Origin of the sequence: Bradyrhizobium australiense, from assembly GCF_013114825.1 — a bacterium.
In the GTDB taxonomy this organism is placed as follows: Bacteria; Pseudomonadota; Alphaproteobacteria; order Rhizobiales; family Xanthobacteraceae; genus Bradyrhizobium; species Bradyrhizobium australiense.
Window position 1 is genome coordinate 492,593 of the sequence record NZ_JAAVLX010000002.1, and the last position, 12,639, is coordinate 505,231.

At 60.2% G+C, this 12,639-nt stretch carries 9 protein-coding genes and 2 pseudogenes; 7 read left to right on the plus strand and 4 right to left on the minus strand.

The window, feature by feature from the left end:
- Positions 1-17 precede the first annotated feature (17 nt).
- Both HCN58_RS05925 and HCN58_RS05930 read left to right on the plus strand, forming a co-directional pair.
- The gene (locus tag HCN58_RS05925) at positions 18-1,085 is read left to right on the plus strand and encodes a glycosyltransferase family 4 protein (RefSeq protein ID WP_235983469.1); all 1,068 of its coding nucleotides are present in this window, start codon (positions 18-20) and stop codon (positions 1,083-1,085) included.
- An 88-nt stretch (positions 1,086-1,173) separates the two neighbouring features.
- Positions 1,174-2,229 (plus strand): polysaccharide deacetylase family protein, encoded by a 1,056-nt coding sequence (locus HCN58_RS05930; protein WP_171578405.1) that lies wholly within the window; start codon positions 1,174-1,176, stop codon positions 2,227-2,229.
- A gap of 95 nt (positions 2,230-2,324) precedes the next feature.
- On the opposite strand, the gene HCN58_RS05935 is transcribed toward HCN58_RS05930, so the two are convergent.
- The 3 genes and pseudogenes from HCN58_RS05935 to HCN58_RS35585 form a co-directional block, all read right to left on the minus strand.
- Positions 2,325-2,996, minus strand: a complete 672-nt coding sequence (locus HCN58_RS05935; RefSeq protein WP_171578406.1) for a LuxR C-terminal-related transcriptional regulator — start codon at positions 2,994-2,996, stop codon at positions 2,325-2,327.
- Between the two features lie 1,545 nt (positions 2,997-4,541).
- On the minus strand, positions 4,542-5,354 hold the full coding sequence (locus HCN58_RS05940) for a substrate-binding domain-containing protein (protein ID WP_235983471.1): 813 nt from the start codon (positions 5,352-5,354) through the stop codon (positions 4,542-4,544).
- Between the two features lie 96 nt (positions 5,355-5,450).
- Positions 5,451-5,555: pseudogene (locus tag HCN58_RS35585) on the minus strand (LacI family DNA-binding transcriptional regulator); the annotation flags it as partial.
- Positions 5,556-5,689: 134 nt separating this feature from the next.
- Here HCN58_RS35585 and HCN58_RS05945 point away from each other — a divergent pair.
- The 5 genes and pseudogenes from HCN58_RS05945 to HCN58_RS05965 all read left to right on the plus strand — a co-directional run bounded on the left by HCN58_RS05945 (position 5,690) and on the right by HCN58_RS05965 (position 11,776).
- Positions 5,690-6,706 carry a TRAP transporter substrate-binding protein gene (locus HCN58_RS05945; RefSeq protein ID WP_171578407.1) on the plus strand — a complete coding sequence of 339 codons (1,017 nt, stop codon included), beginning with the start codon at positions 5,690-5,692 and terminating at the stop codon, positions 6,704-6,706.
- Positions 6,707-6,713: 7 nt separating this feature from the next.
- Complete coding sequence (locus tag HCN58_RS05950; RefSeq protein ID WP_171578408.1) at positions 6,714-8,621, plus strand: TRAP transporter large permease; 1,908 nt, start codon at positions 6,714-6,716, stop codon at positions 8,619-8,621.
- A gap of 18 nt (positions 8,622-8,639) precedes the next feature.
- Positions 8,640-9,179, plus strand: a pseudogene (locus HCN58_RS05955) (VOC family protein).
- Between the two features lie 15 nt (positions 9,180-9,194).
- Positions 9,195-10,409: a ribulose-bisphosphate carboxylase large subunit family protein gene (locus HCN58_RS05960; protein ID WP_171578409.1), complete on the plus strand. Its 1,215-nt coding sequence runs from the start codon at positions 9,195-9,197 to the stop codon at positions 10,407-10,409.
- A complete protein-coding gene (locus HCN58_RS05965) occupies positions 10,406-11,776 on the plus strand; it encodes a four-carbon acid sugar kinase family protein (protein WP_171578410.1) in 1,371 nt (456 codons plus the stop codon). The genes HCN58_RS05960 and HCN58_RS05965 overlap by 4 nt, the downstream gene beginning before the upstream one ends.
- 395 nt (positions 11,777-12,171) lie before the next feature.
- Here HCN58_RS05965 and HCN58_RS05970 read toward each other — a convergent pair whose 3' ends face one another.
- The gene (locus tag HCN58_RS05970; RefSeq protein WP_171578411.1) at positions 12,172-12,639 is read right to left on the minus strand and encodes a metallophosphoesterase family protein; all 468 of its coding nucleotides are present in this window, start codon (positions 12,637-12,639) and stop codon (positions 12,172-12,174) included.

The window sequence follows — 12,639 nt, forward strand, 5'->3', positions numbered from 1 at the left end:
GCGGTGTCCCCCGCGTGATGGGCGGCGTCGAAACGCATTGTGAGAATCTGTACCCGCTTCTCAAGAAGATCCGTCAGAATGACTCGTTCACGATTATTGGACGCAAGGCGTACCTGCCAGAGCGTGTCACCGAGTACCAGGGGCTTCGCGTCGTGTCGCTCGCGCATGCGAGGGGAAGGTACTTCGAGACCATCACAAACGCAGTTTACGGCGTGCTGTATGCCCGGTTGGTACTACACGCACAGCTGCTTCATTTGCATGGGATTGGCCCTGCATTGGTTGCCCCCATGGCAAAACTCTTGGGTATGAAGGTTATTGTTACATATCATTCGAAGAACTATGAACACAGAAAATGGAATTGGCTCGCAAAACGCGCGCTCCGCGTCGGTGAGTCATGTTCTATGCTATTCGGAGACAAAATAATCACTGTTTCGCGATCGCTTGCGATGGATTTGAAGCGGCGATTTCCGCGAGCGGCAAATAAGATACATTTCATTCCGAACGGTGCCGACCACCTATTGCGAAGAACGCCTGAACTCTGCGGTATCCCCGACATCCTGTCGAAGTATGATCTTGTCAGTGGCAGATATATCGTCACAGTCGGCAGACTCGTTCCGGAGAAAGGATTTCACGATCTGATTAGAGCTTTCAAGTCGGCTGATCTCGATTACAAGCTCGTGATTGTTGGCGATGCGGAACATAGAGACTGTTATTCCAGCGGCCTGTTGGCGGAGGCGAGCGATACGATCGTGTTTACCGGAATTCTCAAAGGGGATGCGCTTCAGAGCATTCTAGAATGTGCGTCGTTGTTCGTCCTCCCGTCGTACAATGAGGGACTGCCGATCGCCGCATTGGAGGCTGCCGTGGCCGGGACTCCTGTTCTCCTAAGCGATATCCAGCCAAATCGCGATCTTGGCCTCCGCCCGGATAACTACTTCAAGGTTGGCGACATAGGGCAGCTGCGCCACCGATTAAGGCAGGATCACGCGCTCTATAAAGTCGCCCGCGACGTAGTTTTACAAGAATACAACTGGGCTGACGTCTGTGTGCAGACGGACAAAGTGTACTCATCTGTGCATTTTTGAGGTGGCGCGTCGCGCGGCGCGTACCAATTGAATAGATCAATGTCGCGATCCTCTGGCATGCGGCACATGGGAGGCAGTTTTCGCATTGATGAGATCGAGACATAGACTATTTACTGCCGGAATCGCGGCTATTGCAGCGGCTCGCGCGGACCGTTGGCTTCACCATCTGGCCCGGGGGCTCGGTATTGTTCTGATGTTCCACCATGTTCGGCCGCGGCGGAACGTTGCGTTTGCGCCGAATCAACTCCTAGAAATCACACCGGAATTTCTCATTGCGATCTTAGTCGAGTTGAGGCGTGAGGGTTTCGACATCGTTCCGATTGCCGCGGTCCCCGATCGACTGCGTTCGGATCGGCGCGCGCGACCGTTTGCGGTTCTCACCTTCGATGACGGCTATCGCGATAACGTGGAATATGCTTGGCCGATTTTGAGGCAGTACGAGAGTCCCTGGACAATATTCGTCACTGCCGAATTTGCCGACGGGCGGGGTCGGCTTTGGTGGCTCGAACTCGAGCAGGCAATCGGAGAACTGGACCGCGTGGTGATTTCCCGCAATGGCAAATTGTTGAGCCTGCCGAGCCGCACACTTGATGAAAAGCAGGCTGCCTTCGATGCCGTATATCGTCAGCTGCGAGCTGGGCCAATGGAGCGGCTGCGAACCGTGACGGCTGAGCTGGCCTCGCAGGCAGGCATTAGCACGGACGGCCTGGCGGCTCAATTCTGCCTCAGCTGGGCCGAACTTCAAGATCTAGCACGAGAGCCCGACGTGACGATTGGTGCACACACGCTGTCGCACCCTGTACTCGCGAAGCTTCACACCACCGCCGCCGCTCGGGAGATCGCCGAGAGCAAGGTCCTACTGGAGCGCCGGCTCGGGCGACCGATCAGGCATTTCGCGTATCCCTTCGGTGATCGGAGCTCGGCCGGCGAGCGCGAGTTCCGACTTGTCCGCAATTCGGGATTTGCGACCGCCATGACATCGCGGCCCGGCCACCTCTTTCCCTATCATGCCGATCACTTGAATGCGCTGCCGCGGGTTTCTATCAACGGGCTGTTCCAAAACAGAGCTGCTTTACGAGCTCTTTTCTCGGGGGTCCCCTTCCTGCTTTGGAACCGTGGCCGTGTAGCCGAAATTGAGACGTAACTTCAATCGTTGGGCCACGCGGAGACGCCGCGCTCCAGCAAAAGTGCGGGGGATGATTACCGTTGACGAGAATTTACGAGGAGGATGCAATCTTGTCACCTCCGACGAAATAGACCGTCAGCTGTCACTGAAAGGACTTTGGCTATGGCGGCAGCTTCGGTTCGATTGCGAACTCCCAACACGCGAAGGACGCCGGATGCATGAATCTTCGTGGTGCCCTCTGCAATCCTGAGCGCGCGAGCAATTTCCTTGTTCGACATTCCACGAGCAAGCAGAGCCAAGACCTCGCGCTGCCGCGGCGTAAGTTTGTCAGGCAGTGCTTCGGCGCGATCGAACGGTAGATTCGAATGGTAAATCTGCGCGCCAGCCCCATTCATGGGCCTTTCGCCGACCTTCGTAAGCGACGCCGGTACGTACACGCGACCGGAAAGCATGTCCTTAATCGCGCCAAGAATTTCACTGTCCGATTGCGACTTGGATACGAAGCCGTAAAGACCGGCATCAAGGCTGCGCATGATGTCAGCGCGCGTAGCTGAGGCCATCATGGCGGCGAAACGTGTTTTCGGATAGCATTCGTGCAGCCCACGAAGCGTTTCGAACGATACACCCGCCGTGCTCAGATCTATGAGGCTGAGGTCGATGCAGCCATCAGGGTCAAGCCGCTTCCACGCGGTTTCCAGATTGTCGGCCTCAAGCACGTGGGTTTTGGCTATATGGGATTCCAGGGCGCTACGCAGCGCCTTTCGGTACATGAGATGATCGTCCACAATAAGGATCCGAGGCATCAACGCGCCCCCTCGACTATTCCCCGGAAAGCGCCGCTCTACAATTTTTAGGTTGGTCTTAAGTTTCTTTTTCTAAAGTTCCTGAGACCCTTTTTGCTCTATTATGGAACTTTGTCATCAAATTGAAACTGTATCGTCAAAATTAAGTTCCAGCGAGAACTTCCAAGACCCTTCACGCGAATTTTTTTCAGCGCTGCGGGCCGAGCCAGGTTCCACGGAATGCTCTCGGCTCGCAGGAGGACGGCCCACTTGGAGGCCTAGAGCTTTGCCGCGCCGACCGTCTGCGGAGCAACGCAGAAAAGGATCTTCAGCGGGAAATCCAATTGCGTTTCCACACCCCGTCAGCGACCGAGCCTGTCTAAGCGGAATTGGTGCTCGGGCAACGTTGTCGGCCGGCAGAGATCCTGCCACTCCAGCGCCGCAATCTTGGCATGCCAGGTCCCGCGAACAATATGGCGATCGTAGCCAGTCTTCGTCCCTGCAGACAGCGGCCGGGCTTGTTTGGGCTACCCTCCACGATCCCCTAGCCGGATAGGCGAGGGACTGCTTCGCACCAGCCAGGTGCTGCTGCCGACCGTTGTAGTGATGACCCTTTTCTTTGCGGCGTAAAACTTTCAAGTTTTGCTACCCTCGTTGGCATCGCACGTTCTTAGCGGAGGCAGCATCCGTGATCGAAGATTGCATTCTGCGCATAACCGGTCGTGAATAGAACTTTCAAGGCTGGGCGGAACGCTTTCGCCTGCGTGGCAACCTGCGCGCCCGTCATGCCGTCCGGCAGAACCACATCGATTAGAAGCAAATCCCCCGCGGCTGACGCTCGATAATTCTTAAGGCAGACGGGCCGTCATGCTCCTCAAGCACCAGATAGCCGAGCTCGCGCAAGCTCTCGACGGAGTACGTTCTCACGTCCTGGTCGTCTTCCACGACGAGGATGCACACTTCCGATAGTTAGCGCTCGAACCGCTTCCATCAGAACTATAAAATCGTAGAGGATCGCTTCGGCGTGCAAAATCGCAGATTTGATGGCGGGGGGCGACTCGACCCCCCGACATCATTCTTCTATTCACGTGATCGGCAGAACTCTTCGACATAGATCGAACACTGAGCGCTGCCGGCCATGAGCAAGAATAGCTCTCAAGTCGCGCGTCGGCGCCCTACCCTCGCGGCCCGCTCCTCCAACGCGTCTCTAAACTTGCGCGGGTCTCACACACCCCAAAAAGCGACGATCCGCACTCGCTCTGATGGATTTCTCTGGATCTCCCGTGCACACATTGTGCAGACGCCGCCTTCTAACCACTTGAAAGAGTTGAACCGCAGATGTTTGCGACCGAGTATTAGACTGTGGGATGACTACTAAGCTCGAAATTCCGGTGTCACAAACGCGCAAACCCTATAAAGTACGGGTTGTTGCCCGATCCATCATGGTCCAATTTGAGCTGGTCTCAGCCAAACAGCAACAACCGAGTCACGCTTAATAAGGATTCCAACTAGACGCCTGATCCCGGAATATTCTCGCGAAAAATGATTTCACTGCGCGGTGTCGATGCCGTGCATGGCGCTTCGGCCGGCGCGCAGGTTATCGAAGATGCCGACGCAGCTCATCATCGTATGGAGCTGATTTTGGGTGATGACCGCGTCCATGGTGCCGTCGATCAGGAGGCTGCGCGTGTCCGACGTCAGACCGTGCCCGACGAACACGGTCTCTTGCGCGCGGTTCACCTCCTTCAGAGCCCGCCCGACGCCATCGGCCGCACCGCCGATGTTGTAAATCCCCGCAAGATCCCGGTGCCGAGCGAGCAGCATGCGCGTCTGGCGATAATTCCTGTCGGCGTCATCATGTCCTTCACGCAGGCCTACGACCTTGACGAGGGGAAACAGCTCCTCAAAGACGTGCAGGAAGCCCATCTCACGCTCTTCATGGGCACGGTAGCTCAGGCTGCCTGCGATCATGGCCACCTTCGCAGGCCGCGCTCCCACAAACCGCGCGATCAGGTAGCCGGCCGTTCGTCCGGCCGATCGGTTGTCCAGGCCGAGATAGGCGACCCGGCGCGCATTGAGAATATCCGAGATCACGGTGACCGTCGGCACACCACGCTCGGCGAGCATATCGACGGTCTCGCGAACGGCAGGATGTTCCAGCGCCATGAAGGCGATGCCGTCAACCCTGTCGCGGTATTGCCAGAGCCGCTGCGCCAGCAGTTCGGCGTTGAAGCTCTTGATGTAATCGACCTGGCAACGAACGTTGAACGGCGCAAGGCGCGCCTCCGAGTGAGCGATCAACTGCCCTAGCGTCGCGAGAAAGCGGTTGGTGCCCGCCGGCAGCAGGAACAGAAGCCGCATCGGCTTTGGCTTCATGGCCGCCAGCAAGTTCTCGGCGGGCATGTAGTTCAACTCGGACGCAGCGGCGAGCACGCGCTGCTGCGTGATCGGTCGTACGCCGGGCCTGCGGTTGAGCACACGGTCAACGGTTGCGGTGGACACGCCGGCACGGCGTGCCACGTCGACAATGCGGCTCAGCGGCGACGCTGGGTGCTCGTTCATCTCACGCTTCTGGGTTCGAATACATCAAAAACCATCATTTTAGCTGTTTGACACCCTGATCCCTGCTTGTGATTTTCGCGCCAGACTACCTGCAAGCCATCAATTGACATCAAAAAGGTTACCGGAGGAAGCCCATGATCCTGTCTCGTCGGCGCGCCCTGCAAGCCCTGTCGGCTCTTCCCGCAGCGGGTCTCATCGGCGCCATGCCGCGCGTCGCGCGCGCCGCCGAATTCTCGCTGAAATACGGCAACAACCTGCCGCTCACTCATCCGCTCAACATCCGGGCGCAGGAAGCCGCCGAACGGATCGCCAAGGAAACCGGCGGCCGCGTCGAGATCGCCATCTTTCCCAACAACCAGCTTGGCGGCGACACCGACATGCTGGCGCAGGTGCGCAGCGGCGCAATCACCTTCTTCACACCATCGGCGCTTGTCGCCGCGACGCTGGTGCCGGTCGCCGCGATCAATGCAGTGGGCTTTGCCTTTGCCGACTACGACCAGGTCTGGAAGGCGATGGACGGCTCGCTTGGCGCGCATGTCCGCGTCGCGATGGCCAAGGTCGGCCTCCATGCCTTCGAGAAGATGTGGGACAACGGCTTTCGCCAGATTACGAGCGGCGCCAAACCGATCGAGAGCGCCAAAGATATCGACGGGCTGAAGATTCGTGTGCCGGTGAGCCCGCTCAGCATCTCCATGTTCAAGGCGCTCGCGGCATCGCCGGCTAGCCTGCAATTCAGCGAGGTCTATTCGTCGCTGCAGACCCGTATCGTCGATGCGCAGGAAAATCCGCTGCCGATCATTCAGGTCGCCAAGCTCTATGAGGTGCAGAAGTACTGCGCCATCAGCAATCATATCTGGGACGGCTTCTGGTTCATCGCCAACGGCCGCGCCTGGCAGGCCTTGCCGGCCGACCTCAAGACCATCATCGCCAACGCCATCAATGATGCCGGCCTGAAGCAACGCGAGGACATCAAGGCGTTCAATGCGACAGTGCAATCGGACCTGCAGGCCAAGGGGCTGACCTTCACCAAACCGGCGCCGGACAGCTTCCGCGCCAAGCTGCGCGAGGCCGGTTTCTACGGCGAATGGAAGACCCGCTTCGGCGAGGAGGCTTGGGGCTTGCTCGAAACCGCCGTCGGCAAGCTGGCCTGAGCATGCGATGACGATCGCCGAGCATCCGGTGAGCGGCTATTTGGAGGCCGGGCGTGGCCCCGCCTCTACATCGACGCGCGGTCTCGCGCGAGCGTTTGCCGCCCTCGATCGCGGGCTGTGCGCAGCGGTCGAAACCGCCGCCGCCGGCCTCGTCGTGATCGAGATCATCATTCTGCTCGCCGGCGTCATCAGCCGCTATGTCTTCCGCAGTCCGCTGGTCTGGTCCGACGAGTTGGCCTCCATCCTGTTTCTCTGGCTCTCCATGCTCGGCGCCGTGATCGCGCTGCGCCGCGGCGAGCACATGCGGATGACCGGGCTCATGCGTTATCTCGGTCAGCGCGCACGGGCCTTTTTCGAGGTGATGGCGACGACGGCACCGCTCGCATTGCTGGCATTGATCCTCTATCCTGCATTCGACTATGCGATCGAGGAGCGCTTCATCGTGACTCCTGCGCTCGAGATCAGCAACGCCTGGCGCGCTGCGGCAATTCCTACGGGCTTGGTGTTGATGACCATCACCGCCACGATCGGTCTGGCGCGCCGTCATCGCGCCCCGCTCATCCTCGCAGGTATTATCGCTACGGTGGGTATCGTCGCTGCATTCTGGCTGGCCGGACCAGCGCTGCAGCCGCTCGGCCGCTATAATCTTATCATCTTCTTTGTCGGCATGGTGGGGGCCAACGTGTTCGCAGGCGTACCGATCGCTTTCTCCTTTGCGCTGGCAACCTTCGGCTATCTCGCACTGACAACGACCACGCCGATGATGGTGATCGTCGGCCGGCTCGACGAAGGCATGTCCCACCTCATCCTGCTCGCGGTGCCGCTGTTCATCTTCCTGGGCACGCTGATCGAAATGACCGGAATGGCCCGCGCCATGATCCAGTTCCTGGCGAGCCTGCTCGGCCATGTCAGAGGCGGCCTGTCCTACGTTCTCATCGGTGCCATGTATCTGGTGTCTGGCATTTCAGGATCGAAGATCGCCGACATGGCCGCGATCTCGCCGGTGCTGCTGCCGGAAATGCAGCGGCGCGGTGCCAAGCCCGGCGATCTAGTGGCCTTGCTCGCCGCCACGGGCGCGCAGACGGAAACCATTCCACCCAGCATTGTGCTGATCACCATCGGCTCGGTGACCGGTATCTCTATTGCCGCGCTCTTCACCGGCGGCCTGTTGCCGGCGCTGGTTGTCGGCGCCGCGCTCTGCGTGGTGGTGTGGCGACGCTACCGGCATGAGGATCTCAGTAACGTGCGGCGGCATTCAATGCGCGAGATCGCGAAACTGGCGCTGCCCGCCCTGCCCGCGATCCTGCTACCGTTCGTGATCCGCACGTCAGTCGTCGAGGGCGTCGCCACGGCGACGGAGGTCTCGACCATCGGGATTGTCTACGCGGCGCTGATGGGGCTCCTGGCCTATCGCCAGTTTCCCTGGAGACGCCTCAAGCCGATGCTGGTCGAGACCGCTTCGCTGACCGGCGCCATCATCTTCATCGTCGGCAGCGCCACCGCGATGGCATGGGGCCTGACGCAATCCGGCTTTTCACAACAACTGGCGCAGGCGATGGCGGCGATTCCGGGCGGCGCCTATGGCTTCCTCGCAATCTCGATTCCCGCCTTCGTGATCCTCGGCAGCGTGCTGGAAGGCATTCCGGCGATCGTCCTGTTCGGGCCGCTGCTGTTTCCGATCGCCAAGCAGGCCGGCGTGCACGAGGTGCACTACGCCATGGTGGTCATCTTCGCCATGGGCATCGGCTTGTTCTCGCCGCCCTTCGGCGTTGGCTATTACGGAGCCTGCGCCATCAGCAAGATATCGCCGGATGAGGGTCTAAAGCACATCTGGGGCTATGTCGTCGCACTGTTTGTCGGGCTCGTCATTGTCGCCGCAGTGCCGTGGCTGTCGACCGGTTTCCTCAAATTCTGAACCAACGGGAATGCAAGCATGAGCCGCTTTTTTGGCGAGATCCGGCAGGCCGGCTACGTCGTGAACGACATCGAAAAGGCGATGGATTACTGGAGCCGCGAACTCGGGATCGGGCCGTAGTTCTACAATCCGCGCGTGCCGATCGTGAACTATCGCTATCGCGGCGAAGCTTATGAGCCACACAATTCGGTCGCGCTGGCGAATTCCGGACCGCTGCAGATGGAATTGATCCAGATCCGCAACGATGCGCCATCGATGTATGCTGATTTCCTCAATGGGGGGCATACCGGATTGCAGCATGTCGCCTACTGGACTGAAGACTACGACGCCGACCTGGCCCGTCTCGAAGGTCAGGGTTTCCGACCCGTGATGAGCGGCGAAGTCGGTCCGCGCGGCCGCTTCGTCTATTTCGATACCGAATATCATCCCGGCACGGTGATCGAATTGTCGGAGGTCGCCGGCCCCAAGGGCAAGATGTTCGATCTGATCCGCGAGGCGGCGCGAGGCTGGGATGGGAGCGATCCCGTGCGCCCCTTTCCCGATCTCAGCAAGCTCTAGCGCGGACTTGATCCTGTGACAGCGCCCGTTCGCATCGAAGCGGATTATTTGATCGAGACGCCCTGCGATCCGCGCGCGACCGCAGAAGCCATCGCAGGCGAACAGTCCAGCGGCACCTTCGTCGCCGTGCCTGGCGAAACGGCTGAGCTCAAGCAACGGGCCGCAGCCCGCGTCGAGAGCATCGAACTGCTTGATCAGATGTCTGCGCCGTCATTGCTGGTGGCACGGCCGCTCAATCCGGAGGGCCCCTGGCGACGCGCGCGGGTGACGCTGTCCTGGCCGCTCGACAATATCGGCCCGTCTCTCCCTAATCTGGTCACGACGGTGGCCGGCAATCTCTGGGAATTGCGCCAGCTCACCGGGTTGCGACTGCTCGATCTGCGGCTGCCGCCCGCATTCGCAACCGCTTATGCCGGGCCCAAGTTTGGCGTTACTGGAACGCGCGAGCTGACCGGCGTGCGCAGCCGTCCGCTGATCGGCACCATCATCAAGCCGAGCGTTGGGCTCAATGCAGCGGAGACGGCAAGTCTCGTTGCCACTCTTTGCGAGGCCGGCATTGATTTTATCAAGGACGACGAGTTGCAGTCCGATGGACCTTCTTGCCCGTTTGATGAACGCGTGCGCGCGGTCATGCGTGTGGTGCACGATCATGCTGAACGGACCGGCAAGAAAGTCATGCTCGCGTTCAACCTCACCGGCGAGATCGAGCAGATGCGCCGCCGTCATGATTTCGTGCTGGCGCAAGGCGGCAGCTGCGTGATGGCGAGCATCAACTCGGTCGGGCTCGCCGGTATGATCGAACTCGGGCGCCACACCCAGCTTCCAATCCATGCCCATCGCAACGGCTGGGGCGCGTTGAGCCGTCATCCGGCGCTCGGCTGGGAGTTTGCGGCCTGGCAAAAAATCTGGCGGCTCGCCGGCGTCGACCATATGCATGTCAACGGCATCGGCAACAAGTTCAGCGAGTCCGATGACAGCGTGGTCGCATCCGCTAAAGCCACGCTCACGCCTTTGTTCGAGGAAAGGCCGTGCGCGGCCATGCCGGTGTTTTCATCGGGCCAGACTGCCGCGCAGGCGCTTCCAACCTATCACGCACTGGGATCAAGCGATCTGATCTTCGCCGCCGGCGGCGGCATTCTGGCACATCCGGACGGACCTGCCGCTGGGGTAGCCGAACTGCTTGCGGCATGGGACGACGCAATGTTCGGCAAGGCGCCGTACAGCCCATGACACCGTCCTCAGGTCTTCCCGACGGCCCGCTGATCGCATTTTACGGCGACGACTACACCGGGTCGTCGGCCGCGATGGAAGCGCTGACCTTCGCTGGCCTTCCGACGATTTTGTTCCTGGAGCTTCCAAGTCCGGAGCAACTTGCCACAGCAGTGCAATTCCCCGGCATCGGTATCGCCGGCATCGCGCGCGCGAAAGATCCGGCCTGGATGGAGCTCAACCTCCCGCCCGTCTTCGACATGCTCGCCGGCATTGCCGCACCGATTTCGCACTACAAGGTCTGCTCGACCTTCGACTCCGCACCGCATATTGGCTCGATCGGGCGGGCAATCGATCTCGCGGTGCCGCGTCTTGGCGGTGCGTGGCATCCGCTGCTGGTCGCTTCGCCCACCATGGGCCGCTACCAGGTGTTCGGCAATCTCTTCGCGACCGTGAACGGCGTCGGCCATCGCCTCGACCGCCATCCGACGATGTCGCGCCATCCGGTGACGCCGATGGACGAGGCCGAGGTTGGCCGCCATCTCGCCCGTCAGACCGCGCGGCCGATCGGGCTTGTCGATTTCGTCACCATGGCCAATGGCGAAGCAGACCAGACGTTGGCACGTCTGCGCGCCGGCGGTGCCGAAATCATCTCGCTCGATGCGCTTGATCAATCGTCTCTGATCGAGGCCGGACGCCTTATGTGGGAAAATCGTGGCGATCGGCTGTTGGCGATCGGCTCTCAGGGCGTGGAGCAAGCGCTGGTTGCCTATTGGCAGTCGGTTGGCCTGCTCCCGCACAGCCAGGCCCACATGTCGTTCTCTCCCGTGCAGCGGATCGCCTGCATCTCCGGTTCGTGTTCGCCCGTCACGGCCACGCAAATTGCCTATGCCGCCGAGAATGGGTTTGAAGTCGTGCGGCTGGATGCAGCCCGCGCCGTCGACGCGGCCGAATGGACAAAGGAAATATGTCGCGGCGCCGACCGCGGCCTAGCGGCTGTTTCGGCCGGGCGCGATCCGCTTCTAATCACTGCAAGCGGACCGGACGATCCGGCGATCGGCGCTCTTAAGGCAGCGATCGAAGCCAGTGGAGCAAGCACGGCCGCAACTAACGACCGGATCGGCGCCGGACTTGGTCGGGCACTCGATCGCATGCTGCAGACGACCCGCCTGCAGCGTGCGGTGGTCGCCGGCGGCGATACCTCCGGCCACGCGCTCCAGGCCATGACCGTCTATGCTCTCAGCGCGATCGCGCCGCTGGTTTCGGGGGCGCCGCTTTGCCGTGCCGCATCGGACCGTGAGCATGCAAACATTGAGATCGCGCTCAAGGGCGGACAGGTCGGCGGCGTCGACCTGTTCTGCCTGGCGAGAGACGGCAAGGCGATTTGAGCGGCTGCCTTCCGCCAGAAGCCGCCGATCGCCGGAAGACTACTTCTGAGTCCGAAGCAACGTCGCATCTAGACTTCAGTCGATAGTGTCCAATTTGCCTCCGCTGCCGTTTGAGCAAGCTCCGTCCAAATGACGGTAGCTCGCGCAAACTCCAAGAAATGACCAACGGTGGTACCTGCCCTCACTGCCTCGCTAGCTTAGTTTTACGTCCAGATCCTTTTTTCTAATTTATCGAGAGTTCAAGTCAGGGGATCGCTAATGAAGATTGACCTTGATGCAGACACAGCACGCTCGGGATCGCATGAGTTCTGGCTGTCCCAGGACAAGCTGCCGTGCCTTGTGCACGATATCTGCTCAGGCAACGCTGATGACGTTCAGGCGAAGAAGCTTTGCCGTCAGCTGGCACCAACGATATCATGAATTAGTGGTCTGATGCCGCTTGCCGTTAGATCCAACGTCGCTAGGGTGATAGGCAAGTTGAAACGTCGTGGTCCAGCGCTGCCCGGGTTGAGATAGAGCACCCCACCAACAGTCTCGATCCGCGGACGATGCGAGTGGCCGGAAATGACGACGTCGATCCCGCACAACACCGGATCGAACTGCAGTTCACGGACGTCGTGCAGGACGTAGATGGAATGCCCGCCGAGCCTCACCGTTTGGGAGTCCGAATAGTTTTCCGCCCAAGGGCCGGTATCGACATTCCCTCTGATCGCAGTGACGGGCGCAATCCGCCTGAGGCCGGCGATGACATCTGGTCGACCGATATCACCAGCATGGACGATATGTGCTACGCCGGCGAGACGTTGCTCAATCTGCGGGCGCAGGAGGCCGTGGGTGTCCGAAATGACTCCGATCCTGAGCAC